21 protein-coding genes and 1 pseudogene are annotated in these 26,128 nt (G+C 43.0%); 16 read left to right on the top strand and 6 right to left on the bottom strand.

Annotation, left to right across the window (positions count from 1 at the left end; translation table 11 throughout):
- The first annotated feature begins 79 nt into the window (after nt 1-79).
- The 3 genes and pseudogenes from EAI95_RS01020 (at nt 80) to trxA (ending at nt 5,674) form a co-directional block, all read left to right on the top strand.
- Nucleotides 80-2,080, top strand: a complete 2,001-nt coding sequence (locus tag EAI95_RS01020; RefSeq protein WP_129821936.1) for a peptide ABC transporter substrate-binding protein — start codon at nt 80-82, stop codon at nt 2,078-2,080.
- Nucleotides 2,081-2,194: 114 nt separating this feature from the next.
- Nucleotides 2,195-5,265: pseudogene (locus tag EAI95_RS01025) on the top strand (CocE/NonD family hydrolase).
- 94 nt (nt 5,266-5,359) lie between these two features.
- Complete coding sequence (gene trxA, locus EAI95_RS01030) at nt 5,360-5,674, top strand: thioredoxin (RefSeq protein WP_006595996.1); 315 nt, start codon at nt 5,360-5,362, stop codon at nt 5,672-5,674.
- A gap of 364 nt (nt 5,675-6,038) precedes the next feature.
- Here the strand turns inward: trxA and EAI95_RS01035 are convergent, their stop codons facing one another.
- A complete protein-coding gene (locus EAI95_RS01035) occupies nt 6,039-7,490 on the bottom strand; it encodes an alpha-amylase (protein WP_129821937.1) in 1,452 nt (483 codons plus the stop codon).
- A gap of 443 nt (nt 7,491-7,933) precedes the next feature.
- Between EAI95_RS01035 and EAI95_RS01040 the strand changes: the two genes are divergently transcribed.
- The 3 genes from EAI95_RS01040 (at nt 7,934) to EAI95_RS01050 (ending at nt 11,994) form a co-directional block, all read left to right on the top strand.
- Nucleotides 7,934-9,508, top strand: a complete 1,575-nt coding sequence (locus EAI95_RS01040) for a M20/M25/M40 family metallo-hydrolase (protein WP_129822340.1) — start codon at nt 7,934-7,936, stop codon at nt 9,506-9,508.
- Nucleotides 9,509-9,614: 106 nt separating this feature from the next.
- Nucleotides 9,615-10,358 (top strand): ABC transporter ATP-binding protein, encoded by a 744-nt coding sequence (locus tag EAI95_RS01045; RefSeq protein ID WP_023027015.1) that lies wholly within the window; start codon nt 9,615-9,617, stop codon nt 10,356-10,358.
- Entirely contained in the window at nt 10,348-11,994 is a 1,647-nt protein-coding gene (locus tag EAI95_RS01050; RefSeq protein WP_129821938.1) for a hypothetical protein, read from the top strand. The genes EAI95_RS01045 and EAI95_RS01050 overlap by 11 nt, the downstream gene beginning before the upstream one ends.
- Before the next feature lie 365 nt (nt 11,995-12,359).
- Here the strand turns inward: EAI95_RS01050 and EAI95_RS01055 are convergent, their stop codons facing one another.
- The gene (locus EAI95_RS01055; protein WP_129821939.1) at nt 12,360-13,202 is read right to left on the bottom strand and encodes a DegV family protein; all 843 of its coding nucleotides are present in this window, start codon (nt 13,200-13,202) and stop codon (nt 12,360-12,362) included.
- Nucleotides 13,203-13,329: 127 nt separating this feature from the next.
- On the opposite strand from EAI95_RS01055, the gene EAI95_RS01060 reads away from it, so the two are divergent.
- The gene (locus EAI95_RS01060) at nt 13,330-13,908 is read left to right on the top strand and encodes a TetR/AcrR family transcriptional regulator (protein ID WP_006596003.1); all 579 of its coding nucleotides are present in this window, start codon (nt 13,330-13,332) and stop codon (nt 13,906-13,908) included.
- A 26-nt stretch (nt 13,909-13,934) separates the two neighbouring features.
- Here EAI95_RS01060 and EAI95_RS01065 read toward each other — a convergent pair whose 3' ends face one another.
- The 3 genes from EAI95_RS01065 to coaA form a co-directional block, all read right to left on the bottom strand.
- Nucleotides 13,935-14,465, bottom strand: coding sequence for a DNA topology modulation protein (locus tag EAI95_RS01065; RefSeq protein WP_129821940.1), 531 nt, complete (start codon nt 14,463-14,465; stop codon nt 13,935-13,937).
- Between the two features lie 65 nt (nt 14,466-14,530).
- Nucleotides 14,531-14,779 carry a 30S ribosomal protein S20 gene (rpsT, locus tag EAI95_RS01070; RefSeq protein ID WP_023027010.1) on the bottom strand — a complete coding sequence of 83 codons (249 nt, stop codon included), beginning with the start codon at nt 14,777-14,779 and terminating at the stop codon, nt 14,531-14,533.
- A gap of 106 nt (nt 14,780-14,885) precedes the next feature.
- The gene (gene coaA, locus EAI95_RS01075; protein WP_126404462.1) at nt 14,886-15,806 is read right to left on the bottom strand and encodes a type I pantothenate kinase; all 921 of its coding nucleotides are present in this window, start codon (nt 15,804-15,806) and stop codon (nt 14,886-14,888) included.
- A 95-nt stretch (nt 15,807-15,901) separates the two neighbouring features.
- On the opposite strand from coaA, the gene EAI95_RS01080 reads away from it, so the two are divergent.
- The 8 genes from EAI95_RS01080 to EAI95_RS01115 all read left to right on the top strand — a co-directional run bounded on the left by EAI95_RS01080 (nt 15,902) and on the right by EAI95_RS01115 (nt 23,642).
- Entirely contained in the window at nt 15,902-16,495 is a 594-nt protein-coding gene (locus EAI95_RS01080) for a class I SAM-dependent methyltransferase (RefSeq protein WP_129821941.1), read from the top strand.
- Nucleotides 16,492-17,769, top strand: a complete 1,278-nt coding sequence (locus EAI95_RS01085; RefSeq protein ID WP_129821942.1) for a pyrimidine-nucleoside phosphorylase — start codon at nt 16,492-16,494, stop codon at nt 17,767-17,769. Before EAI95_RS01080 ends, EAI95_RS01085 begins: the two co-directional genes overlap by 4 nt.
- 23 nt (nt 17,770-17,792) lie before the next feature.
- On the top strand, nt 17,793-18,455 hold the full coding sequence (gene deoC / locus EAI95_RS01090) for a deoxyribose-phosphate aldolase (RefSeq protein WP_129821943.1): 663 nt from the start codon (nt 17,793-17,795) through the stop codon (nt 18,453-18,455).
- Nucleotides 18,442-18,831 (top strand): cytidine deaminase, encoded by a 390-nt coding sequence (locus EAI95_RS01095; RefSeq protein WP_129821944.1) that lies wholly within the window; start codon nt 18,442-18,444, stop codon nt 18,829-18,831. Before deoC ends, EAI95_RS01095 begins: the two co-directional genes overlap by 14 nt.
- A gap of 78 nt (nt 18,832-18,909) precedes the next feature.
- Nucleotides 18,910-19,965 (top strand): BMP family protein, encoded by a 1,056-nt coding sequence (locus tag EAI95_RS01100; protein ID WP_129821945.1) that lies wholly within the window; start codon nt 18,910-18,912, stop codon nt 19,963-19,965.
- 137 nt (nt 19,966-20,102) lie between these two features.
- On the top strand, nt 20,103-21,635 hold the full coding sequence (locus EAI95_RS01105) for an ABC transporter ATP-binding protein (protein ID WP_129821946.1): 1,533 nt from the start codon (nt 20,103-20,105) through the stop codon (nt 21,633-21,635).
- The gene (locus tag EAI95_RS01110) at nt 21,628-22,683 is read left to right on the top strand and encodes an ABC transporter permease (protein WP_129821947.1); all 1,056 of its coding nucleotides are present in this window, start codon (nt 21,628-21,630) and stop codon (nt 22,681-22,683) included. Before EAI95_RS01105 ends, EAI95_RS01110 begins: the two co-directional genes overlap by 8 nt.
- Nucleotides 22,684-22,685: 2 nt before the next feature.
- Nucleotides 22,686-23,642 (top strand): ABC transporter permease, encoded by a 957-nt coding sequence (locus EAI95_RS01115; RefSeq protein WP_006596014.1) that lies wholly within the window; start codon nt 22,686-22,688, stop codon nt 23,640-23,642.
- A 58-nt stretch (nt 23,643-23,700) separates the two neighbouring features.
- Here the strand turns inward: EAI95_RS01115 and EAI95_RS01120 are convergent, their stop codons facing one another.
- Nucleotides 23,701-24,591, bottom strand: coding sequence for a polysaccharide deacetylase family protein (locus EAI95_RS01120; protein ID WP_238662878.1), 891 nt, complete (start codon nt 24,589-24,591; stop codon nt 23,701-23,703).
- Between the two features lie 248 nt (nt 24,592-24,839).
- Between EAI95_RS01120 and EAI95_RS01125 the strand changes: the two genes are divergently transcribed.
- Nucleotides 24,840-26,126 (top strand): homoserine dehydrogenase, encoded by a 1,287-nt coding sequence (locus EAI95_RS01125; RefSeq protein WP_129821949.1) that lies wholly within the window; start codon nt 24,840-24,842, stop codon nt 26,124-26,126.
- Nucleotides 26,127-26,128: the final 2 nt, after the last annotated feature.

Below are 26,128 nucleotides of genomic sequence, written 5' to 3' on the forward strand. Positions count from 1 at the left end.
TTTCAGAAAATTACTTCTCTTCTGAAAATCTTTGTGGTATAATCTTAAGACAACCTTAAAAATTTATTAGGAGTAAACAATGAAAAAAAGAAATGTCATTGCTCTTGCAGGAGTAGCTCTTCTTTCAGCAGGTATTCTTGCAGCATGTTCTGGTGGTTCTAAATCATCAAGCTCAAGCTCAAAATCAAGTGAGTCAGGTCAAAAATTCTCTTACGTCTATGAGACAGAACCTGAAAACTTGAACTACATCACATCTGGTAAAGCTGCAACCCACGAAATCACAGGAAACTTGATTGATGGTTTGTTTGAAAACGACAAGTATGGGAATTTGATTCCTTCACTTGCTAAAGATTGGACAGTTTCAGAAGATGGCTTGACTTATACTTACAAACTTCGTGATGATGCCAAATGGTATGATTCAGAAGGGGAAGAGTATGCGGATGTGACAGCAGATGACTTCGTTGCAGGGATCAAGTATGCCGCTGACCACAAGTCTGAAATGCTCTACATCATTCAAAACTCTATCAAGGGCTTGAATGATTATGTTGAAGGTAAGACTTCAGACTTCAAAAATGTAGGCATTAAAGCAGTTGATGATCATACCCTTCAAATCACTTTGAACCAAGCAGAGCCTTTCTGGAATTCTAAGTTGACTCTTGGAATCACTTTCCCAATCAACGAGAAATTCGTTGAATCAAAAGGGGATAAATTTGCCCAAGCAAGTGATACTAGCTCTCTTCTTTACAATGGTCCATACATCTTGAAGAGCTTCACTTCTAAATCATCTATCGAGATGAGCAAGAATGAAAACTACTGGGATAAGGACAATGTTCACATCACAGATGTTAAGCTCGAGTACTATGATGGTCAAGACCAAAGTAAATTGGCGAACTCATTTGAGGACAACGCTCTTAGCCTTGCTAAATTGTTCCCAACTGGACCTGGATTTACAGACCAAGCTAAGAAATTTAAAGATGAAATCATCTACACTCCTCAAGATGCCAGCACCTTCGTTATCGGTGTGAATATCGACCGTCAGTCATACAAGTACACTGCAAAAACAACAGATGAAGAAAAATCATCTACTAAGAAAGCTCTTTTGAACAAAGACTTCCGTCAATCCATCAGCTTTGCCTTTGACCGTGAAGCCTATGCTGCCCAAGCAAATGGGAAAGATGGAGCAAGCAAACTGATCCGTAACTTGTACATCCCACCTACATTCGTTCAAGCTGATGGCAAGACCTTCGGTGAGATGGTTAAATCTGAGTTGGTGACTTATGGAGACGAGTGGAAAGATGCAAATCTTGACGATGGTCAGAATGGTCTTTACAACGAAAAACAAGCCAAAGAAGAGTTTGCCAAAGCGAAATCTGCACTTGAAGCAGATGGCGTGAAATTCCCAATCCACTTGGATATGCCAGTAGACCAAACGACTCAATCTAAGGTTCAACGTGCTCAATCCTTCAAACAATCGGTTGAAAGTACGCTTGGAAAAGAAAATGTCGTTGTCGATATCCATATGGTATCCAAAGAAGACCTCTTGAACGTAACCCTCTTTGCTGCTAAAGCAGAAGACGAAGACTGGGATATCTCAGATAACGTTGGATGGAGCCCTGACTATCAAGACCCATCAACTTACCTTGATATCTTGAAAGCTTCTTCTGGTGAAAACACTCGTACCTTCCTTGGATTTGACCCAAGCGAAAACAATGAGGCAGCTAAGAAAGTTGGCTTGTACGACTTTGAGAAGATGGTAACAGAAGCAGGAGCTGAAACACAAGACCTTAACAAACGTTATGAGAAATATGCTGCAGCTCAAGCTTGGTTGACAGATAGTGCTTTGGTCATCCCAACCACTTCTAAGACTGGTCGTCCATTCTTGACTCGTGTTGTACCATTCTCAGCACCATTTGGCTGGACCGGTGGTAAAGGGAAGGACAACGTTGTCTATAAAGGTATGGAACTTCAAGACAAGGCTGTAACAACCGAAGACTACAACAAAGCTCTTGAAAAATGGAAGAAAGAGCAAGCAGAGTCTAACCAAAAAGCTCAAGAAGAATTAAAAGATCATGTGAAATAAACATCTTTTGATCGAGGCAAATTTGCCTCGATTTTTTTCTTGTTTAGAATTTGCTATAAAAGCGCTTACATAGTATAATAGCTGTATTGATTACAAAATAGTGAGGTCTCTTTTATGAAAAAGAAAACAGTGGTGTCCATGGTGGCTTCAAGCCTGCTACTAGCTCCCTTTGTCTTAAATCAAGTGGTGGCAGCAGATGAGAACCTGCCAGAGCTTGCTCCAACGAAAGAAGTCGTGACTCAGGTGGCTCCTGAGCCTGTAGCATCTGAAGGAGTAGCTTCCCAGAGTCAGGCAGATCCGTCTGCATCCGCTCCAAGTGTGGATCCTAAGAAGGAAGTAGAGACTTCTGAAGCTGCAGGACCGAGTCCAATTGCTCCGGCAGAGACGGAGAAGGCTGACCAGCCAGTTGGACAAGAAAAGACCGTGACGGTAACTGAAAAAACAAACCTCTCACAGGCACCTCAGGGGGCAGGTGTCCCAGCTAGTCCGGCGGCTTCGACGGGAACATCAACTCCAGCAACAGGACAAGCTTTAACCTCGTACACAGGAAGCTTGGCAAATAGTGAGCTCAAGGATAAGGAATTAACGGTTCAAAATGCTGTTGATGAATTGCTTCAGTGGGCTGCGACGGATTCCAAACAGGTCGGTCAATCGGTGCGGATCGGGAACGCTTTGCTAAGAGTCTAGGAATGATCAGTACTCAAGAGGACTTGAACCGCAAGGTCAGTCAAGAAGAGCTGACCAATATGTATAGCATTGCTAAGAAACTCTATGATGCCTATCGCTCTGAAAAGAAAGCTCCTCTCTTTTTAAATGGGCGGGCTCAACCCATCTTCCCTTATACAAGTGGGGAAAAATCAGATGAAAACTATCACTATGAGGATAGCGAAATCGTCCGCTTCCCAGTCTATGTGGAGACCGATTACGATACAGATGCAGATGGCAAGCTGGACCTAGTCAAGGCTATTGTCCAGTTGCCTAAGGCAGTTGCCAGGGGAGACTTTAAGGCGGCGACCATTCTGGAAGCACGTCCTTATGTAGCAGGAACCTTGGATGAGAACTATGTGACCCTTGAAAGCTTGGGCTTGCCGACAGATGGCTCCTATGATATGAAGAAGCTGCGGGAGCAACCAGCTAAACGACAAGCTGTAGGAAACTCATCAACTGTAGATGCGGCTAAGAAGGCTAAGGCTTCGGATTGGTATTACTACAGTCCCTACGAGTATATCTATGACTACGAAAATCTCAACTGGTACGACTATTTCTTGGTCAGAGGCTATGCCTTTATCTCTAGTGCAGGACTTGGTACCAAGGGATCAGAAGGATTTAACACCACAGGGTCTGACCTCGAAATCAATGCCTTTAAGAATATTATCGAGTGGGTCAATGGCAAACGCAAGGCCTACACCGATAAGACCAGCAATGTCGAAATCAAGGCAGACTGGGCTACAGGAAATGTTGCCATGACCGGTCTATCTTGGGCTGGAACCACGACCTTTGGTGTGGCAGGTACAGGAGTCGAAGGTCTAAAGACCATCGTACCAGCTGCTGGGATTGCTTCTTGGTATGATTATTTCAATAGTCAAGGAACAGCCTATGGGAACCCACCATATAGTGATTTATCTTGGTTATCCCTCTATGTCGGGACTCGGATTCTAGATGAAAAAGACTGGGCTGGTATTTGGCAAAATTATGCCAACTATATCAACCAGCTCAACAAGGATCAAAATGCGCACGAACGCAATTACAGCGATGTCTGGAAGGAACGGGATTATACCCTTCATCCTGAAAAATTCAAGACCAGCGCCCTCTTGGTTCACGGCTTGAATGATGACAACGTTAAAACCAAGCATTTTGAACTCATGTACGATGCCCTCAAGAAGGCAGGCCAAGATGTCAAGCTCTATCTCCACCAGGGAGACCACGTCTATCCAGCAGCCATGTCTCGTGGTTATGGTATCCAGGCCAATGGCCAAGATTTCTATGACCTGCTCAATACCTGGTTGACCCATTACCTCTATGGCGTGGACAATCACGTCGAAAACTTGCCAGCGGTTCTAGCTCAAAACAACTATGACCCAAGCAAGTGGACTACTTATGATAACTGGAAGACTTCGCAACGCCTCTTCCTTAATGCCCAGTCGAAACGCTTGGAAGAGACGATTTCAAGCGATTACGCAGGAGCTGGCATAGAGATTGCTAAACGCAACGAAACTGTGAGCCAAGGATCTTCAAAAGCCAACATGACCTTTGTGTCAGAGGTGACAGAAGATACTACTATCAAAGGGCATATCCCTGTACACTTCAAGGCAGCCCTGGCTAAGGGGAAAGGCAAAAACTTCCAGATCAATGCCCTTTTAGTCGACGTTTCGGATGAAGAATTTGATGTGGTTGGCAACGGTGGCGTCAAAGCAGATAAAAAAGCAGATGGCTTCTGGATGGGAAGTAACCTTTCTAATCTCTCTGTAGCAGAGTTTGAGACCATTAAGACCAAATACAAGGTCATTGCCAAAGGATGGATCAACCTGGCCAACCCTGAGTCTGGCTATGATTCAGCCAGCTCAAGAAATAGTATCGAGCCAAAAGTTGGAGAATTCCACGACTATACGGTCCATCTCCAACCAAACCTCTATACAGTTAAAAAGGGCCACAAATTAGCCCTAGTCTTTAACACCTATGATCCATCAGACTTAACTGTTGAAAATCCTTATGAAGTCACCTTCAAGACAGATTCGATCCGTGCGACCATTCCGATTGTAGAAGGGACGCGTTCGCAAGTAGCTACTTATCTTCCTAACGCAGCTGATACAGCATATGCTGCCCTTCCAGAGATTCAAGGAGCCAAATTGGTAGAACCAGCAGTTCATTACATCGAAGAATACCATCTGCCAGTCCTTCCAGATCCTGAAAGATATGGTAAATCAGAGATTCCTGCTAGTACAAATCTTCGTCCTCTCGTCAAAACGGCTGAGAAAGAAACTGCAAAACCAGAATCTCTATCTGTTGCTTATGGACAAACATTTGTCTATGAGACGGGTAAAGCAGTTGTTGCAGCGCAAGAAAAAGCAGGTCAGATTCCTCAAACAGGCACTGAAGAGGAATGGATAGGATTCTATGGGTTAGGTACCCTCCTCTTGTCTAGCCTTCTTTTCTGGAAGAAAAAGAAAGAAGATGTCCAAGGCTGAGGAACGTAGCAAATATTTCTAAAAACTTGAATTTTGGTGTAGAATAGAACTATCAATGAGAGATTAGTGGAAAGCACTGATCAAAGGAGGAACTATGGTACATGTACTAACAGATGCAACATTTGAACAAGAAACTAGCCAAGGCTTGGTCTTGGTGGACTTTTGGGCAACTTGGTGTGGTCCTTGCCGGATGCAGGCACCAATCTTGGAACAGTTGGCAGAAGAGATCCATGAAGATGACTTGAAGATCTTTAAGATGGATGTGGATGAAAATCCAAACACTGCTCGTAACTTCGGCATCATGTCCATCCCAACACTTTTGTTCAAGAAAGATGGCCAAGTGGTGAAACAAGTCGCTGGTGTTCATACCAAAGAACAACTCAAAGCGATTGTTGCAGAATTAAGCTAAGTTAAAAGAAGCCCTTGCTTCTCAGCGAATCAAACTCGTTCATTTCCGATGATGGAAGTGGGCGAGTTTTTTCTTTTTATGAATTTGTTAACAGAATAAGATAAGGAATTGACAGCGCTTTCCTAAGGTGTTAGAATGAACCTGTGGTTTGCCATGAAATATAAGAAAGAGAGTGGGACAGAAATCGGTAATTCGTTAGAATTCGATTTTGTCGTCCCACCTCCGACAGTTGAGTAGGACTGTAAAAGCTGATGAAATCAGCGTAGTAGAGCCCACTCAACCACTGCTTTTTGCTCGACAATCAAAAGACAATTAAAAGGCTAGAACTTTTGTCCCAGCCTCTTCAGTCAATTAAATTTTCTAGTTAGTCTGCTAAAATCCATACGCTGACAGAGCGTTCTGAGACTGGGAAATCAGCCCAGCCGTCTTCTTGGATTTGAACGGGTTCTTGGTAATTTCCTAGGGCATCGTAGTAGGTCTGTCCTGCATATGCTTGGCCGATTTCCATGCGTTTGGCAGATGCAGCCGCATTTGAAATGACGCAGGCGATAGGAGCAGACTCTTCCGTTCCAGAGCGAGTCCAACCAATGCAGTTAGGATCGTCAAAGTAGTCTTTTTGTTCACCGTAGGATAAGTCTTTTCGGATACGAAGGAGTTGATCAAGCTCGGCTTGGAAATCCTGCTGGGCAAAGTCCCCTGAAATCCCGTAATAGTCTCCGTAAAAGATACATGGAAGTCCGGCCTCGCGGAGGAGAATGAGGGCGTAAGCGGCAGGTTTGAACCATTCACTAACGGTGGATTCTAAGGCTTGTCCTCTTTGGGTGTCGTGATTATCGACAAAGGTTACAGCACTTTCTGGATGATTGCTTGCTAGAGTACCATTGAAAATAGTGGTTAAATCAAAGTTTTCCCCTTCTTGGCTAGCTCTAAAGAGATTTTGGTGGAGGGCAACGTCGACTAAGTCGAACTGATAGTCAATGCTAGCTAGGTAGTCATTGTTGCTTTGTTCATCCCCATTCCAAAACTCGCCAAATACATAGAAATCTTCTCCATATTTGTCTGTGATTTGTTGGATGAAGTTCTTCATAAAGAAGGAGTCGATGTGTTTAACCGCATCGAGACGGAAGCCTTCTACCCCAGTTGTTTCAATAAACCATTCAGCCCATTGGTTGAGGTTTTCGACCACTTCTGGGTGTTTGAAGTCGATATCGGCATACATGAGGTAATCGTAGTTGCCGTTTTCGCTGTCGACCAGATCATCCTGAGCCCAGCCTTTGTTGTCCCCTTGGATCTGGTAAATCCCACTCTTATTGCGGGAAGCATCGTAGTCGGTACCGGTGAAGTGGTACCAGTGCCAGTGGAAGTCATTGTAGGCTCCATTTCGACCATCAAAGGTAAATTTGGTCCATCCTTTGATAGTAAAAGGCTCAGTCAAGACGATGGTCCGATCGTTAGGGTCCACTTCGACCACTTCAAACTTTTCAAGGCCATCGGCTGCTGCCTTATGGTTGAGGACCACATCAGCCATAGGCTGGATTCCAGCTTCTTTTAAGGCCTGAATGGCTTGCAAGTAGTCCTCTTTGAATCCATACTTGGTGCGGACAGTCCCTTTTTGGTCAAATTCTCCAAGGTCAAAAAGGTCATAAACGCCGTAGCCGACATCATTGGCAGATGTCGCTTTAAAAGCAGGTGGCATCCAGATTTTACGAATGCCCAAATCTGCCAGGTGAGGAGCATCTGCAGCTAAGCGGGACCAGTGTTGACCATCCGAAGGTAAGTACCATTCAAAATATTGCATTAAGGTTTGATTTTCCATTTTGTTCTCATCTTTCGTGAATAATGCCTTATTTTACCAAAAATGACAGGATAGGGCAAAGGTTTGCACTCTCGAAAACGCTGTCTTTATTGGATTAAGGATAAATGGGCTGGAAACGAGCTCTCGCATGGGAAAAATGGGGATTTTGCCTTCATGAATAGGAACTATTTTTTTCGGTTTTGTTCAAGTTGGCTCAATCTGTCTAAAAAGGGACTATAAGTCGAAGAAGTGTCTCCATCATTTGATTGACAGGAAGGAATGTCTGTAGGATCTTCCTTGCTGTCAGTTAAGTTGTTATCCTGTTTGAATGCTGGTTGAAAGTCCCAGAATTCAGGTCTTATAGACTCATTCTAGGAGAGATATCTATTATTACTAAAAGGAGGCTTCCATTGAGATCCATAGAACATTTCCAAGAACAAATTGCCACCATTTTTCAAGAGGCAATGTCCATACCGAGCTTTACTAATACCGAGACAGAAAGGGAGATAGAAGACTATCTAGACCAACGAATTGGGTCTATTCCATATTTCAAGAGTCACCCCCAGCACTTTGGTCGCTCCCCTCTTCCCAATGACCATCTTCATCGCAGTGTCAATTGGGCCTTGGTCGATAAGGGCAAGAAAAAGACAGTGATCCTTTTTCACCACCACGATACGGTAGATCTAGAAGATTACGGTCCCCTAGCCCCTATAGCTTTGGATTCCGAGGCACTGGTTCAAGCCTTGAAGGGCATTGATTTTCGATCAGAAATGCAGGAGGACCTAGATTCTGGCCAATGGCAATTTGGACGAGGTTCTTGTGACATGAAGGCGGCCTTAGCTCTCCAGTTGGGAGTCCTAGAAGCCTATGCCTCAGATCCAGCTGGGGGCCAGGTTAATTTACTATATCTATCTGTGGGAGATGAGGAGTCTTATTCACGCGGGATGAGAGGAGCCTTGAATCTACTCTGTCAGTTAAAAGATGAGTTTGACTTGGACTATGTGTTAGCAGTGGATTCAGAGCCCTTTGAAGCAGGGAGTGACAAGGAGAAAGTTCTTCATATCGGAACGGTTGGCAAGCTGATGCCAGTCGTTGTCGCCCAAGGAGTTTTGTCTCATATGAAGGAGCCCCTCAAAGGAATCAACGCCCTCTCTCTCCTAATAGCAGTTGCATCAAAATTGGACCTTCACCCAGACTTATCTGATCATGCTCTGGGTGAGCGGTCTCCCCTTCCTTCTTGGTCTTATCTGAGGGATTTGAAGGATCAATATGACGTGTCGACTGTCCTCCATGCTGCCGGCTATTTCAGCGTTCTGCATCTGAAAAAGACCCCTCAAGAATTGTTGCAACGCATCAAAGAGTTGAGCCAGGAAGCGGTTGATCAATTTTATGTCAAATACCTGTCCCTTCAGGACCAAGCAGGGCAAGAACATGTGATCTCTCAGCCAAGAGTCATCAGCTATCAAGAATTGCTGGATCGTTGCCAAAAGAAGGAAGGATTTTTAAGCTTTCAAGAGCAGTGTGAGCAAAGAGCCTATCAAGATTTCTTATCAGGAGTCAGCTATCAGACTATTGCCATCCAGCAGATTCAAAGTTTCTTAGAGTTTTTGAGTGAGAAAAATCCTCTGGTGGTTATTGGCTTTGCTCCACCTTATTACCCTTCTATGAATTGTCGGTCTTTACCGAATACCAGTCTAAAAATTGATAACCTAATAGATGATTATCGCTACTATTTAGCAAGCAGGGGCTTGTCACTGAAGGTGGAAGAGTACTTCATGGGCATTTGCGACACCAGTTATTGTGCCTTGGAGAGAGAGCTAGAAAGCTATCAAGTCGTATTGGATAGTTTAGCTATCCCCTCTCAAGTTTACGAGTTGGATCTTGCAAACATTGCACAGATTCAAGTGCCTGCGGTCAATTTAGGGCCTTGGGGCAAGGAACTCCACCAAAGAGGGGAGCGGGTCTTTACGGAGGACCTCCTAGATACCATTCCTAGTTATCTATTTGGCCTTCTCTACCGCTTTGATGAATTACTTTAATACTTGAGTTTTCCATTGACAAAAGAGGAAAAATGGAATAAAATATTGGCAAAACAAGTAAACCGTTTTCTTTCATCAGGGAAGTGGGATAGAAGAAGGAGAATCTATGATTGAATTTCAAGGAGTCACAAAAGATTACGATGGGCATCTGGCATTAAACCACTTGAATTTGACCATTGAAGATGGGCAAATTGTCGGCTTGATTGGCCATAATGGTGCCGGAAAATCAACGACCATTAAGAGCTTGGTCAGTGTCATCACACCGACGACAGGCAGCATTCTAGTCGATGGGAAGGATCTCTACAGCAATCGATTAGAAATCAAAAAGAAAATTGGTTACGTAGCTGATTCGCCAGATCTTTTTCTACGTTTGACAGCCAATGAATTTTGGGAGTTGGTTGCCACTTCCTATGATATGAGCCAGCAGGAATGTGATGAGCGTTTGGAACATTTGCTCAACCTTTTTGACTTTACAAGTCATCGATATGAGGTCATTGAGTCTTTCTCACATGGGATGCGCCAGAAGGTCTTTGTTATCGGAGCTCTCCTATCTGATCCAGACATCTGGGTTCTAGATGAGCCAATGACTGGTTTGGATCCACAAGCTTCCTACGACCTGAAGCAGATGATGCGGGAGCATGCGGACAAGGGCAATACCGTCATCTTCTCAACCCATGTCCTCGAAGTGGCAGAGCAACTCTGTGATAAGATTGCCATCCTGAAAAAGGGAAACCTCATCTTTTATGGAACCATCGAGGAGCTGAAGGGACAACACCCAGAACAAAGCCTAGAGTCCATCTATCTTGGACTTGCTGGTCGAAGAGAAGAGGTGAGTCCAGATGCGTCTTAAGATGGTTCGTCGCCTAGTGGATGTCAATATCATCTACGCTACTCAGCCTGCCCAATTAGCGAAATTTCGTAAGAAGCAGGAGAAGGATCCGACTAGGAAGGTCAATGTTTCCGCTCAGTCCATTCGGACCTATATTTTTATCGGTCTCCTTTATCTTTTCCTTTTTGGGATTCTCTCGAGTGCCAATGATTTTGTCTCTAGCCCTGGTCCCTTTGTCAATATGATTACGCTCTTTGCGCTCTTAGCCATATCCCAAGGTTTGATGAGTTTTTACAATGTCTTTTACGAGAGCAAGGATTTGCAATTTTATCGTCCCTATGCCTTTTCGGATGCAGAAGTGATTGCAGGAAAGAGCATCTCGGTCATTTTAGTGCTCTTGATGGCCCTGCTTCCAATGATCAGTTACTTCATCATTCTGCCCATCCAAGCAGGGGGAAATATTCTGGTAGGGCTTCTTTTTGGCCTTCTTTGTGCCATGATTCTCCTCTCCATCCTCTTCTTGGGCACCTTGTTCCTATCCCATCTGATTACCAAATCAGCTATCTTTAAGAAGCACACGAGTTTGGTGTCTAACCTCATCATTGGCTTGAGTAGTCTCATTTCCATTGGAGCTTACCTCTATATTAATATGCTCCAATCAGAGCATTCGGTGGCTGGTGATCTGGTTACTCAACCCAGTATTTTTCCTCCGATAGAGGTCTTTCATAGCTTTATCTTGAATCCTTTGGATTCAGGTGCTCTGCTTGGGATCTTGGCTTGGATTCTGCTTCTAGCGGTTCTCATTTGGCTGGTCAAAAGTCAGGTCTTGCCTCATTTTTATGATGCTGCCCTTGAGGTTTCTTCCAGCCATGCGGTTAAGGAGCGGGTGAGTCAGATGAAGGTGGGAGATCAGAAGGCCTTCCATCGCTTTACTGTTTCCTATCATAAACGGCTTCTAAGTGATGGTACCTTGCTGACGCAAGTCATCTTCATGATGGCGATTTTCCCTTATCTTTTCACATTTGGCTTGTTTTTAGGGGCGTCGCGAGCTTCCCTTCAAATTGAGAACTACCTCACACCCCAATATTTACTTCCCTTATCCCTCATCGCTTTCATGATCGGAGTCTTCAACTCTGTGGAAAGCTTGACCAGTATTGGGATCTCTTTGGAACGGGAAAATTTCGCTTATCTTCGTGCCCTTCCGATTGACTTCAAACGCTATTGTTTGAAGAAATTTTGGATTCTCTTTTCGGTTCAGTCTGCTTTGCCGATCGTGCTCTTAGTAGGGGTATCTTGCTACTTTGGGGTCCATCCCCTCTCCCTTCTAGCCATGCTTTTGATTTGGTTTTTGACCAGTTTGAGTTTGAGTGTGATCGCTTTTAGACGTGACTACAAGCTCTTAACGACCAATTGGTCGACTGTAACAGATTTGATGAACCGTAATAGAGGAAATGCTGCCCTGAGAGGCTTATTGATCTTTATCTTTATTATCGTTATGCTGATTCTGATAGGTTTTGCTTTCTATCTATCCGCTGTGGCCTTCACCACCTTGATTGCTAGTGCGATTTATCTTCTCATTGCAGCTATAGGAGCTCTTGCAACTGTTTATATCTATAAACGTACTTTTTATAAATTTAACCAAGAAATTGGTGAATAAAAAAGATTCCCTTTGGTCCTGACCGAAGGGAATCTGTATTTTAAAATACTGGAATGAGTTCTAGCCTTTCAGATTGAAGACAAAGTCATATTAAAAACTTTCCTTAGGTGAGTACGGACGTCAGCGAACTTCTTCGAAGTTCCAAGACTAATTATTGAGCCTAAGGTCTCAATAATTCCGAGTGCCTGAAACGTTATTGTTTCAGGCACTTTTCTCACAGCGGAAAGTTTTGGTATTTTTTTGAATCGATTTAAAAATTGGAACTCATTTCTATTTCTGTAGAATCGCTTAACTTATTTTACTTTAAAATAGTTTGTCTACATTATAAAAGACTGGAATGAGTTCCAGTCTTTTATAATTTGTTGTTACATTTCATAGCCGATCAAGAGCCCACCTTCTTCAGCGTAGAAGCTGCAGAGGCCAGAGGTCGGAAGAACTTCAATATCCGCATTGGCGAATTTTTCATGGACCAAGGCAGAGAGTTGTTCTACGAATTTCTCGTTGCGACGGTGAGCAATGGTGATATGCCCTCCTTTGTAGCCGGCTTTAAGCATTTCTTCAAAAGTAGTGGTAATAGCTTTCTTTTGGCCACGGGCTTTATGGAGGAGCTCAAGGGTTCCAGTATCGCTTGCTTGGCCGACCATACGGATGTTTAAGAGGCCGACAACTGTTCCGATAATTTTATTGAGTCGGCCATTTTTGACTAAATTATCGACTTTAGCAAGGACAAAGATTAGTTTGGTTTTTTCTTGGTATTTGGTGATGACTTCGACCACTTGATCAAAGTCAAGGTCTTGAGCGATGAGTTGGTGAAGTTTACGAACGAGTAGATCCACTTCACCACCAGCTGATAAGCTATCAATCACGTGAATGTTGGTAGTCGGATGATCTTCTTGATAAAGCTTTTTAGCGACTTGAGCACTATTGTGGCTACCAGACAAAGTACCAGTGATGGTAACAACGATAATATTGTCAGCTCCCTCAAAGGCTCTCATATAGTCATCAGGACTAGGACAAGCTGATTTGGAAGCAGTAGTCGTTGCATACATATCTTCCATCATTTTATCTGTATCCAGATTAGCGTCGTCTGTATAAATGGTCTCACCAATCTGAATGGTAAGGGGCACTGAAACAAAGCTAGTATCTGGTGCAGCACTTTCGTAAGTACGATAATCACAGCCAGAATCTGCAATAATTTTCCATGTCATTTTTATTACCTCAAAATGTAAATAATTGTTCATTGACAAGTGGTTAGTCTTTTTTTACAATTATATCATGAAGTTGCATTCTCTGAAAGCAGATACATTCAGATGATACAGATAGAAAGTAAGTGTTATGGCAGAAAGAAAGATATCCGAAAAATCCTTAGAAAATTTGAAACGATCTAACCAAGAAAGCAATGCCATCACACGGGAGTCCTTGGAGATTTCCTTGCTTCAGTTGTTGGATAAAAAGGACTTGAAAAAGATTACCATTTCAGAATTGGTGGAGAGAGCAGGAGTTTCTCGCGCAGCCTTTTACCGAAATTATGAGTCGAAAGAAGAATTGCTGGAATCCATCTTCCAATCAACTGTTTCGAAAATTACCAAGTCTTTAGAGGGGTATAATTTTAAGACCGATTTGTACCAGATTTGGGTTTATCTCTTTAAAGAGGCCAAGAAGGAAGCGCGCATTATCAGCTTAGCCGTTGATTATAATTTTGAGAAATTGCTTACCAAGGCTGTTTATGAGTTTCTGGAAAAGAGAAGTAAAAGTCAAAAATCCTCACAAGGACCGGCTAGTTATTTGAATTCCTTCCTCAGTTCAGCCATTGTCTCTGTCCTAGCCAAATGGATCAAGGATGGCATGAAGGTGCCGGCGGAGAAGATGGCTTCTTTAGGACTTCCCTTGTTTCCTCAAAAGAAAAGAAAATAAGAAAAATGATCTACTAGATCGAATATTTACTTCGATTCCAGTAGATCATTTTTGATGTTATTGAGGAAACGGTCTAGTTCCTTTTGGTTTTTGAGAGTGATGAATTTATCGGGATAGGTGGAACGGATATTTCGATACCTTTCTTTGGCATTCTTAGTTCGACCGTCCCAGAGAATCCAACGGATGAATTCCCAGTCAAAGCGTTCTGGGCAGCCTGCTGCCATACTCTCACGGACTCGGCCTTTATAGCGACGGTATCTTTTCCATCCTCTATAGAGGCAGTTCCAACGGGAGAAATTCAGGAAGATAATCTGGTCGGCTTGCTCCATTCTCTCCTCATAGCAGCACCAAGAGTAATTGCCATCAATGACCCAGTCTCTATGATTACTGAGAAACTGTTTCATTTCTTCCTCCATCCAATCCCGGTCACTGTCTATCCAACCCGGTTGAAATTGAAGGGTATCCATGTGGAGTTTGGGAATGGAGTAGTAGCGGGCTAAGGTTTCAGCCAAAGTTGACTTGCCAGAACCTGAATAGCCGATAATCGAAATTTTCATCGTATCCCCTCATATCGAAGCAACAAAAAAAGCTCCGGAGAGCTCATTTTGTATGCAATTCTTGATTAACCAAGTTTCGCTGCAAGACGTGCTTTATCACGGCTAGCTTTGTTTTTGTGGATCAAACCTTTAGTTTCTGCTTTATCGATAGCTGAGCTAGCAGCGCGGTAAAGTTCTTCAGATGGGTTTGCTTCAAAAGCTTTGATTGCAGTACGCATAGCTGATTTTTGAGCTGAGTTTTTTTCGTTGTGTTTAACGTTCAATTCAGCGCGTTTGATAGCTGATTTAATGTTTGCCAATTTTTTCACCTCCAATGATATTCTAACTCTCTTATTATATCTGAAAACTTTTCTTTTGACAAGCCCAAACTAATTTTTCTTCGAATCGCCATCTTTTGGGGGTCGTTTTGTTACAATCTCTTTACCTCTTGAGATAGATTTCATCGATTTCATGGTTGGCAGCTTTGTGCAGAATCAGTTCGGCTCGGTTTCGAGTGGGTTCGATATAGTCTTTTAGATTTAAGAGATTGATCGACTCCCATACCTGATGAGCGAAGGCTAGGACTTCAGCTTCTGGTTGCTGGGTAAAGCGGTGGTAGTAGTTGCTTGGGTCATCCTTTGCACGGTCCAACAACTTTTTAAAGCGATCAATATACCAAGACTCAATGTTGGCAACCTCAGCATCCACATAGATGGAAAAGTCAAAGAAGTCCGTCATATAGAGACGATCATTTTGAGGATTCTGAAAAACATTGATCCCTTCTACGATAATGAAGTCTGCAGCTTGGATGGTTTGCTTCTGGTCAGGGACGATATCATAAATCTCGTGAGAATAAACGGGAATCTGGTAACTCTGACCATTTTTAAGCTGATTCAAGAAATCTAAGAGAAGTTCCATATCATAACTTTCAGGGAAGCCCTTGCGATTGAGAATGTTTTGTTCAATCAGGGTCGCATTGGGATATAAGAAGCCATCTGTCGTCACTAGCTCCACTGTAGAACCGGAAAAGGTTCGAGAAAGAAGGATTTGAAGGAGGCGACTAGTCGTTGATTTGCCGACAGCCACAGACCCTGAAATTCCAATCATAAAAGGCTGTTTTTTGCTTTCCTGTTGGAGAAAGATGCCTTTAGAGAAAGCTAAGTCTTCTTTCGCTTTTTTGTAGATTTGAATTAAGTGTGTCAGGGGTAAATAAATGTCTGTTACATCTTGTAAACTAATGAGGTCATTAAAACTCTTGATTGAATTCAATTCCTCTTCAGATAGAGGAGGAGTTGATTTCCGGTGGAGATTTTGCCAAGTTTGTCGATTGATCTTTTCGAAGTGTAGAAATTCTTTATCCATTTCAAGCTTTTCCTCCATAGTGACCTTTAGTATATCAGTTTTAAGATCTTCTGTAAACGATTTAAAAATAGGTTAAATTATGCTATAATGCTAGTATGAGTAAAATGTACTATGATGAACATCCAGATGCTCAACATGATATCCATGAGTTACATGTGGTCCTTCTAGGAGAGCGGATGAAATTTTTGACGGATGCCGGTGTTTTTAGTAAGAAAATGATCGATTTTGGCAGCCAGGTCCTCTTGTCTTGTCTGTCTTTTCAGCAAGGAGAGATGGTTTTGGACGTCGGTTGCGGGTATGGTCCTCTTGGTCTCTCTTTGGTTAAAGCGCAAGGGGTTCATGCTACTATGGTAGACGTTAATACACGTGCCCTTGATCTAGCTCAGAAAAATGCGGCTTTAAATAAAGTCGAAGCTAAGATCTTCCAATCCAATGTCTATGATGAGGTTGAGGGGTGTTTTGACCATATTATCAGTAACCCTCCCATTCGGGCTGGGAAAAAGGTAGTTCATGAAGTACTTTCTGGAAGCTTTGACCATTTGAATCCTGGTGGAGACCTAACCATTGTCATTCAGAAAAAACAAGGTGCTCCCAGTGCGAAAGCAAAAATGGAAGAAGTCTTTGGAAACTGTGAAATCCTCAAAAAAGACAAAGGTTATTATATTTTAAGGAGTGAGAAAGTTACATGAGAGCTGTAGATATCATTCAGAAAAAACGTGATGGCATTGAGTTGAGTAAAGAAGAAATTCACTGGCTGATTGAGGGCTATGTAGCGGGAACAGTACCGGACTATCAAATGGCTGCCTTTGCCATGGCGGTTTATTTCAAGGGAATGACGACTCGAGAAATATCAGATTTGACCATGAAGATGGTGGAAACAGGGGAGCAATTCGACCTCTCTGCTATTAAAGGCATCAAGGTGGACAAACACTCAACAGGTGGTGTAGGGGACAAAGTAACGATTGTACTGGCCCCTCTAGTAGCCAGCTTTGGAGTTCCAGTAGCCAAGATGAGTGGTCGTGGTCTTGGACATACAGGGGGGACCATTGATAAATTGGAATCGATTAAAGGATTCCAAATTGAGCGGACCCAAGAAGAGTTCATCAAACAAGTACAAGACATTGGTCTTTCTGTTATCGGCCAATCTGATCAATTGGTCATGGCGGATAAGCTTCTCTATGCACTTCGAGATGTGACGGCAACAGTTGACACGATTCCCTTAATTGCCAGTTCCGTCATGAGTAAGAAGATTGCGGCTGGAGCAGATGCTATCCTTCTCGATGTTACCGTTGGAGAAGGGGCCTTTATGAAGACCATCGAAGAGGCGCGTGAATTGGCCCGCACTATGGTGGACCTTGGAAATGCTGTCGGGCGCAAGACCATTGCTGTCTTGACGGATATGAGCCAACCTTTGGGAACCAGCATTGGGAACCGTTTGGAAATTCATGAAGCCTTAGATATTCTTCAAGGCAAAGGCAGAGAAGATGTCACCCACTTTATTTGTGAATTGGCTCAAATTATGTTGGAGCTTGGCGGAGTGACGGCTAGCTTGGAAGAAGTCAAGCAACATTTGACAGCCGGCAAAGCTCTGAAGAAATTTGAAGAAATGGTCCTCGCTCAAGGTGGCGATTTAGAAGATCTCTACCGTCCAGTTCAGGTAAAAAAACAGGTGCCTGTCTATGCAGAAGAGGATGGCTATATTGCAGCCTTGCCTGCCATGGAACACGGACTCTTCGCTATGCGTCTGGGGGCTGGCAGAGCAGTAAAATCAGATGATTTAGACTATGAAACAGGAATTGTTTTTGCTAAGAAAGTCGGTGATCCTGTTCAAAAAGGGGAGCTTGTTGCAACTATTTATACAAATCTAGAAATTTGTCAAAAAAACATTGCAGAATTCCAAAAAAATGTTAAAATACTAGACGAGGTTGTAAGCGTTTCAGAGATTATTGAAATCGTTTCGTAATTCGTTTGGGGGGAGATTTATTAATGAAATTAAACAAATATATTGACCACACATTATTAAAACCTGATGCACAACAAGAACAAATCGAGGCTTTGATCGAAGAAGCGAAAGAATATGATTTTGCGAGTGTTTGTGTCCAACCGACCTGGGTTAACTTCGCTGCAGAAGGACTTCGGGATTCAGATGTAAAAGTGTGTACGGTGATTGGTTTTCCTCTTGGCGCGAACACACCAGTTGTTAAAGCATTTGAAACTCAAAATGCCATCCAAAATGGAGCCGATGAGATTGACATGGTCATCAATATCGGTGCCTTGAAATCAAAAAATCTGACATTAGTAGAAGAAGATATTCAGGCCGTTGTGGATGCTAGTGGCGATCGCTTGGTAAAAGTGATTATCGAAACTTGCTTATTAACTGAAACTGAAAAAGTAGTGGCTTGTCAGATTGCCAAATTGGCAGGAGCAGATTTTGTGAAAACTTCGACTGGCTTCTCTACTGGTGGAGCAACTGTTGAGGATGTAGCTCTCATGCGCGAGGTTGTTGGACCGGATATGGGAGTGAAAGCATCTGGTGGCACTCGTAGCTATGAGGATGCTCAAGCCATGATCCAAGCGGGTGCTAACCGAATCGGTACTTCCTCTGGAGTAGCCATCATGAAGGGAGAAGTAGCCCATGGCGACTACTGAGTTGATTGACCTAGCTGTAAAAACAAGCGAGAATGCTTACGTGCCTTATTCTCGTTTTCCAATTGGTGCTGTCTTAGTTACAGCAGAGGGGAAGATTTATACAGGCGTCAATGTTGAAAATGCGAGCTTCGGCTTGACCAATTGTGGTGAGCGAACAGCTATCTTCAAGGCTGTTTCAGAAGGTGAGCGTTCATTTAAGGAATTAATTATTTATGGTCAGACGGAAAAACCAGTTTCACCCTGTGGTGCTTGTCGCCAGGTGATGGCTGAATTTTTCGAGCCAGACCTACCGGTTACTCTGGTAGCCAAAGATAAATCGACGGTCGTGATGACGGTCAAGGAATTGCTTCCATATTCCTTTACAGATCTTACCTAGTAACTTCTGTAAAGGCGGTCTATTGACCCTTTCATTAATCCGCAACTTAGTTGCATATCTTATTTAGGAGGTTCAGAAATGAACAAGAAACAATGGTTAGGCCTAGGTCTAGTAACTGTCGCTGCAATCGGACTTGCTGCATGTGGAAATCGTGCGTCTCGCAAAGATTCTTCAGATGCAAAAACTGATTTGAAAGCTGCTATCGTTACTGACACAGGTGGTGTTGATGACAAATCATTTAACCAATCTGCATGGGAAGGTCTACAAGCTTGGGGTAAAGAAAACGGTCTTTCTAAAGATAACGGATTCACTTATTTCCAATCTACAAGTGAAGCAGATTTTGCGAATAACTTTAGCCAAGCTGCTACAAACGGCTACAAATTAGTTTACGGTGTTGGTTACAAACTTGCTCCAGCTGTTACAGCAGCTGCAGATGAAAATGCTGATATCAACTATGTTATCATTGACTCTGTTGTTGGTGATAAGAAGAACGTAGCATCTGCTGTTTTTGCAGATAATGAAGCTGCTTATCTTGCAGGGGTTGCTGCTGCCAAAACTACGAAAACAAACAAAGTTGGTTTCATCGGTGGAGCACGTGGTGAAGTTATCACTCGTTTTGAAAAAGGATTTGAAGCAGGCGTGAAGTCTGTAAACAAAGACATTTCAGTTGATGTACAATATGCTGAAGACTTCAACAACCCTGAAAAAGGTAGAACAATTGCAGCAACACAATACGCTGCAGGAGCTGACGTTATTTACCAAGCTGCTGGTGGTACAGGAGCTGGTGTCTTCAAGGAAGCAAAAGACTTGAACGAGAAGAAAAACGAAGACGAAAAAGTTTGGGTTATTGGTGTAGACCGTGACCAAGTTGATGAAGGTAAATACACTTCAAAAGATGGTAAAGAATCTAACTTCGTATTGGCTTCTACTTTGAAACAAGTTGGTAAAACTGTTCAAGAAATCGCAACTCAAACTGCTGACGGTAAATTCCCAGGTGGAAAAGTAATTACATTTGGTTTGAAAGATGCTGGTGTTGATTTGACAACTTCTAATCTTTCAGAAGATGCTAAAAAAGCAGTAGAAGATGCTAAAAAACAAATTATTGATGGTAGTGTAAAAGCACCTGAGAAATAAAACCTTCCAGAAGCGATCCATCCTTCTTGGGTCGCTTTTTTATGAGGTGTTGAGACATTTTGTCTCAATAGAACTTACTAACTCGTTTAGCAGGTCCTACTGAAATAAAATATAGTTTTCTAGAAAGGAATATTCGAATGGCACACGAAAACGTCATTGAGATGCGTGAAATTACCAAAATCTTTGGTGAATTTGTCGCAAACGACAAAATCAACCTCGAATTGCGTAAAGGTGAAATTCATGCACTTCTTGGTGAAAATGGAGCTGGGAAATCAACCCTGATGAATATGTTGGCTGGTCTTTTGGAGCCAACGAGCGGAGAAATTGTGGTCAATGGGAAATCTGAAAAACTAGATTCCCCTTCAAAGGCTGCTTCTCTAGGGATCGGGATGGTTCACCAGCACTTCATGTTGGTAGAGGCTTTCACTGTTGCAGAAAATATCATTCTTGGTAGCGAAGTAACGAACAAGGGTGTATTAGATTTGAAAAAAGCTAATGCAGATATTCTAGAGTTATCTGAACGCTACGGCTTGGCTGTGGATCCTACAGCAAAAGTTGAAGATATTTCTGTTGGGGCTCAACAACGTGTAGAAATCTTGAAGACACTCTATCGCGGAGCTGATATTCTGATTTTCGACGAGCCTACAGCAGTGCTAACTCCTGCTGAAATTTTGGAGTTAATGGATATTATGAAAACCCTCGTTAAAGAAGGCAAATCCATTATCCTCATCACTCACAAACTGGACGAAATTCGTGCCGTCGCAGACCGTGTCACAGTTATTCGTCGTGGGAAATCCATTCAAACAGTTGGCATCGAAGGTGCTACCAATAAAGACTTGGCGGAAATGATGGTTGGGCGCTCAGTGTCTTTCGTAACAGAAAAGGAAGAAGCGCAACCTAAAGAAGTGGTTCTGCAAATTTCTGACTTGGTCGTGAATGAAAACCGTGGTGTTCCTGCGGTCAAAGAACTATCTCTTGATGTTCGTGCAGGCGAAATTGTCGGAATTGCAGGGATTGACGGAAATGGTCAGAGTGAATTGATCCAGGCTATTACCGGACTTCGCAAAGTCAAATCAGGCAGTATCAAAATTAAGGGACAAGAAGTTGTTGGCCTTTCCCCACGTAAGATTACTGAAATGAATGTCAGCCACGTGCCTGAAGATCGTCATCGCGATGGTCTTGTGCTTGAAATGATGCTTTCTGAAAACATCGCACTTCAAACTTACTACAAAGAACCTCTTAGCAAGAATGGTGTGTTGAATTACAATCAAATTAATTCCTATGCTCGCAAGTTGATGGAAGAATTTGATGTTCGTGCAGCCAATGAGATTGTTCCAGCAAGTGCTCTATCAGGAGGAAATCAACAAAAAGCCATCATTGCTCGTGAAGTTGATCGGAATCCAGATTTGTTAATCGTTAGCCAACCGACACGTGGATTGGACGTTGGTGCGATCGAGTACATCCATAAACGTTTGATTGGTGAACGTGATAAAGGAAAAGCCGTCCTCGTTGTCAGCTTCGAATTAGATGAAATTCTAAATCTATCAGACCGGATTGCTGTTATTCATGATGGAAAAATCCAAGGTATTGTGAAGCCGTCTGAGACCAACAAACAAGAGCTTGGTATTCTAATGGCTGGTGGAGAAATCAAGGAGGCTTCAAATGAATAAAAATACAAGACAAATTGCTATTCCTTTTATTTCTGTAATCCTAGGAATCATCCTCGGAGCCATTATTATGTGGATCTTTGGTTATGATGCTCTTTGGGGTTATGAAGAACTCTTCAAGACAGCTTTTGGTTCCATAAAAAATGTGGGTGAAATTTTCCGTACTATGGGGCCACTGATATTGATTGCTCTCGGATTTGCGATAGCCAGTCGAGCTGGATTTTTTAATGTCGGCTTACCTGGACAAGCTTTGGCAGGTTGGATTGCGGCTGTATGGTTCGCTCTATCCTTCCCAGATATTCCTCGCGTTCTAATGATTCCTTTGACCGTCCTTGTGGCTGCAATTGCCGGTGGTCTCATTGGATTGATTCCAGGACTCCTACGAGCATTTTTGGGAACGAGTGAAGTGATCGTTACCATTATGATGAACTACATCGTACTGTTTGCTGGAAATGAAATCATCCGGAACTTCCCTAAAAAGTTCATGGTCGATTCTGAATCTAGTATCACAGTAGGAGCAAATGCAAGTTACCGCCTAGGGTTCTTGACAGAATTGACTAAGTCACGGATGAATATCGGGATCTTCATTGCTTTGATTGCCGTTGCAGTGATTTGGTTCATTATCAAGAAAACAACACTTGGATTTGAAATTTGTTCTGTTGGTCTTAACCCCAATGCTTCAGACTATGCAGGGATGTCAGCTAAACGGACCATCATCCTTTCCATGGTGATTTCAGGTGCCCTCTGTGGGATCGGTGGAGCAGTAGAAGGAATTGGTACCTTCCAGAACGTTTATGTTCAAGCTGGTTCCTTGGCTGTTGGATTTAATGGGATGGCAGTTGCTCTCCTTGCTAGCAATTCTCCTATTGGAATTGTCTTTGCGGCCTTCTTGCTTGGAACCTTGCAAACAGGTGCGCCAGGTATGACCACAGCGACTATTCCACCAGAACTTGTCAATATTGTGACAGCTTCGATTATCTTCTTTGTAAGTGCTCATTACATTATTGAAAAATACATCAAGCCTAAGAAACAAATGAAAGGAGCAGAGTAAGAATGAATACTGTTGCTATACTAACGATTCTTGTATCGAATATGCTGGTCTATGCTGCTCCCCTCATTTTCACTAGTATCGGAGGAGCCTACTCCGAACATGCTGGTGTCGTTAATGTCGGTTTGGAAGGTATCATGGTTATGGGAGCTTTCACAGGGGTTGTGTTTAACTTGACTTTTGCTAGCTCTCTTGGTGGCATGACAATCTGGTTGTCTCTCCTTGCAGGTGGTTTGGTTGGTCTTATTTTCTCTGCCATCCATGCGGTAGCGACTATTAACTTCCGTGCTGACCATGTGGTGAGTGGTACGGTGTTGAACTTGTTGGCTCCTGCCTTAGCCGTCTTCTTGGTAAAAGCTATCTACGGAAAAGGCCAAACCAACAACATCGATTTGTCATTTGGTAAATTTGATTTTCCTTTCTTGTCTGATATCCCTGTCATTGGTGATATCTTCTTCAAGAATACAAGTTTAATGGGATATGTCGCGATTGGATTTTCATTTGTAGCATGGTTTATCATGTTTAAAACGAAATTTGGTCTTCGCCTTCGCTCAGTCGGTGAACATCCACAAGCTGCGGATACCCTAGGGATTAATGTTTACCTCATGCGTTACTACGGTGTGCTCATCTCTGGATTTTTAGGAGGAGTTGGGGGTGCCTTGTATGCGCAATCTGCTTCTGTCAATTTCTCTGCCACTACCATTGTGGGACCTGGATTTATCGCCCTAGCGGCTATGATCTTTGGTAAATGGAGCCCAATCGGTGCCATGCTATCAAGTCTATTCTTTGGTCTTTCACAAGCCTTGGCGGTCGTATCTACGCAGATTCCTTTCCTTGCCCATATTCCTGGAGTATACCTCCGTATTGCTCCGTATGTGTTGACTATCATCGTACTAGCAGCCTTCTTTGGTAAGTCGGTTGCACCAAAAGCAGATGGTGTGAACTACATCAAATCCAAATAAAAGCCTCCATTATGGAGAAAGAAAGCACGAGTCATTCGGACTCGTGCTTTTTGTATGTTTATGGATTAGGTTGCATTTCGGCAAGTAGGTTTTCTGCTGTTGTAGTTGGTAAGATCCGCAGGCGTTTTAGTGAGTAGAGGCCATCGTCTAGACTAGCTAGTCCATTGTTGGTCGTTAAGCCCATTTTGTAACCATTGTTTTCTGCTAGTTCCATGGTGACATCAGAGTAGCGGCCGGCAGGGTAAACAATGGTAGTAGTAGTTTGATGGAGTTTCTTGTCTAGTACTTGTTTGGAAGTTGCCAATTCAGATTCCTGACGAGAGCTATCTGATTTGGCCAAGTCTGGGTGAGATACCGTATGACTCTCAAACGTCATACCTTGCGCTTTCATTTCTTTGATCTGATCGAAGGTTAAAACACTAGGTCTTTCTTCGTCAGAAAAGGAAGTAATGATATTGTTGGTTGCGGTCATTTGGTATTTTTTTAGGAGAGGATAGACTATGGTATAAAAGTCAGCGATTCCATCATCAAAGGTCAACCAAACGACTTTGCCACCTTCCGGCAGTTCGTTTTTTGTGAGTGCCCGATAAGCTTCTTCAGGAGTTAAAGTGTAGTAACCGGCCTCTTTTAAGGCTTTGAGATGACTCTCGAAAGTTTCTGGTGCTACAATAAGGTTGGCATTGGCTTCTTCTGAAGGGGCCATCGTGTGAACGGCGTGGTACATGAGGATCGGTATTTTTACAGGTTGATCTTGTTTTACCCATTTAGTGGTAGCTCCTGGCTGTTTCATCGTCTGACTTGTATTTGTTTCCTGCTTGTCAGCAACAGGAGTGCTAGCCCCCCGTTTTAATAAGAGAAAACCTAAAAAGAATATGCAGGTTAGCAGAAAAGCATTTAAAATAAGTAATAATCGTATTTTCTTTGGGACGCGTCTTTTTCGGTGATTCATAGAGACCCCTTTCTTATTTCTTATCATTATATCACAGGGATAGGAAATCATTTAAAGACAAAGTTACAATTGGGGAAAAATTTCAGGGAATCTCGCCGGCTTTTGTAGGAATGAGTTGCTAGTTGCTTTTAAGAGGAGGTCTAAATCCCAAAAGGTAAAGTTCTTGTAGAGGATGAAGGCCAAAGAACTAGTCAGAAGGGCCTAGTTTTTGATATAATGGAATATATTAGATTTTTAAGGAGACCAACATGTCTGTAAAAATTGCCTTACTAGGATTTGGTACTGTTGCCAGTGGCGTACCATTTTTATTAAAAGAAAACCATGAAAAAATCAGCCAGGCTGCTCAGGATGACATTGAGATCGCTAAGGTCCTTGTTCGTGATGATGCGGAAAAGCAAAGCTTGCAAGCGGCTGGCCATGACTACAACTTTGTGACCAATGTCGATGAGATCATTGAAGACAAAGAGATTGCCATCGTAGTTGAATTGATGGGCCGGATTGAGCCAGCGAAGACCTTTATCACCCGTGCTCTGGAAGCAGGTAAGCATGTGGTCTCTGCGAACAAAGACCTTCTAGCTGTTCATGGAAGTGAATTGCTAGAGATTGCTCAAAAACACCAAGTAGCTCTTTATTATGAAGCGGCTGTAGCGGGTGGGATCCCAATCCTTCGAACCTTGGTGAATTCCTTGGCTTCTGACAAGGTGACCAAAGTACTCGGTGTGGTCAATGGAACATCCAACTTCATGATGACCAAAATGGTCGAAGAAGGCTGGACTTATGAAGATGCTTTAGCAGAAGCGCAACGCCTTGGTTACGCTGAAAGTGACCCAACCAATGACGTCGAAGGGATCGATGCCGCCTACAAGATGGTGATCTTGAGCCAATTCGCCTTTGGGATGAACATCCAATTTGACCAAGTGGGGCACAAAGGGATCAGCCAGATCACTCCTCAAGATGTCTCAGTCGCTCAAAGCCTTGGCTATGTGATTAAGCTTGTCGGATCCATTGTAGAAACAGAGTCAGGGATTGCAGCAGAAGTGACACCAACCTTCCTTCCAAAACAACATCCACTTGCTGGTGTGAACGATGTCATGAATGCGGTCTATGTGGAATCGATCGGGATTGGTGAGTCTATGTACTACGGACCAGGTGCAGGCCAAAAACCAACTGCGACTAGTGTCGTAGCCGACATCGTTCGCATTGTCCGTCGTCTGAAAGAAGGAACGATCGGTAAAGCCTTCAATGAATACAGCCGCCCTCTTCAATTGGCTAAACCAGAAGATGTGAAGAACAATTATTACTTCTCAATCAAGGCACCAGATGCGACTGGTCAAATCTTGCGTCTCGCGGAGATCTTTAATGCAGAAGGAGCTTCCTTCAAACAAATCCTTCAAGAAGACACAGATGGTCAATTTGCAAGTGTGGTCATCATTACCCACCAAGTCAACCAAACCCAATTAAAGAACTTGGTTGAAAAACTGGATTCAGAGCCGAATTTCGAACTCTTGAATACCTTTAAGGTCTTGGGAGAATAAGC

It is taken from the genome of Streptococcus sp. bf_0095 (genome assembly GCF_004166885.1).
Classification (GTDB): domain Bacteria; phylum Bacillota; class Bacilli; order Lactobacillales; family Streptococcaceae; genus Streptococcus.

What these genes read in the sequence shown, in the direction of transcription:
- EAI95_RS01020 (WP_129821936.1), top strand. Translation starts at nt 80, where the DNA reads ATGAAAAAAAGAAATGTCATTGCTCTTGCAGGAGTAGCTCTTCTTTCA.
- trxA (WP_006595996.1), top strand. Translation starts at nt 5,360, where the DNA reads ATGGTACATGTACTAACAGATGCAACATTTGAACAAGAAACTAGCCAA.
- EAI95_RS01035 (WP_129821937.1), bottom strand. Translation starts at nt 7,490, where the DNA reads ATGGAAAATCAAACCTTAATGCAATATTTTGAATGGTACTTACCTTCG.
- EAI95_RS01040 (WP_129822340.1), top strand. Translation starts at nt 7,934, where the DNA reads ATGTCCATACCGAGCTTTACTAATACCGAGACAGAAAGGGAGATAGAA.
- EAI95_RS01045 (WP_023027015.1), top strand. Translation starts at nt 9,615, where the DNA reads ATGATTGAATTTCAAGGAGTCACAAAAGATTACGATGGGCATCTGGCA.
- EAI95_RS01050 (WP_129821938.1), top strand. Translation starts at nt 10,348, where the DNA reads ATGCGTCTTAAGATGGTTCGTCGCCTAGTGGATGTCAATATCATCTAC.
- EAI95_RS01055 (WP_129821939.1), bottom strand. Translation starts at nt 13,202, where the DNA reads ATGACATGGAAAATTATTGCAGATTCTGGCTGTGATTATCGTACTTAC.
- EAI95_RS01060 (WP_006596003.1), top strand. Translation starts at nt 13,330, where the DNA reads ATGGCAGAAAGAAAGATATCCGAAAAATCCTTAGAAAATTTGAAACGA.
- EAI95_RS01065 (WP_129821940.1), bottom strand. Translation starts at nt 14,465, where the DNA reads ATGAAAATTTCGATTATCGGCTATTCAGGTTCTGGCAAGTCAACTTTG.
- coaA (WP_126404462.1), bottom strand. Translation starts at nt 15,806, where the DNA reads ATGGATAAAGAATTTCTACACTTCGAAAAGATCAATCGACAAACTTGG.
- EAI95_RS01080 (WP_129821941.1), top strand. Translation starts at nt 15,902, where the DNA reads ATGAGTAAAATGTACTATGATGAACATCCAGATGCTCAACATGATATC.
- EAI95_RS01085 (WP_129821942.1), top strand. Translation starts at nt 16,492, where the DNA reads ATGAGAGCTGTAGATATCATTCAGAAAAAACGTGATGGCATTGAGTTG.
- deoC (WP_129821943.1), top strand. Translation starts at nt 17,793, where the DNA reads ATGAAATTAAACAAATATATTGACCACACATTATTAAAACCTGATGCA.
- EAI95_RS01095 (WP_129821944.1), top strand. Translation starts at nt 18,442, where the DNA reads ATGGCGACTACTGAGTTGATTGACCTAGCTGTAAAAACAAGCGAGAAT.
- EAI95_RS01100 (WP_129821945.1), top strand. Translation starts at nt 18,910, where the DNA reads ATGAACAAGAAACAATGGTTAGGCCTAGGTCTAGTAACTGTCGCTGCA.
- EAI95_RS01105 (WP_129821946.1), top strand. Translation starts at nt 20,103, where the DNA reads ATGGCACACGAAAACGTCATTGAGATGCGTGAAATTACCAAAATCTTT.
- EAI95_RS01110 (WP_129821947.1), top strand. Translation starts at nt 21,628, where the DNA reads ATGAATAAAAATACAAGACAAATTGCTATTCCTTTTATTTCTGTAATC.
- EAI95_RS01115 (WP_006596014.1), top strand. Translation starts at nt 22,686, where the DNA reads ATGAATACTGTTGCTATACTAACGATTCTTGTATCGAATATGCTGGTC.
- EAI95_RS01120 (WP_238662878.1), bottom strand. Translation starts at nt 24,591, where the DNA reads ATGAATCACCGAAAAAGACGCGTCCCAAAGAAAATACGATTATTACTT.
- EAI95_RS01125 (WP_129821949.1), top strand. Translation starts at nt 24,840, where the DNA reads ATGTCTGTAAAAATTGCCTTACTAGGATTTGGTACTGTTGCCAGTGGC.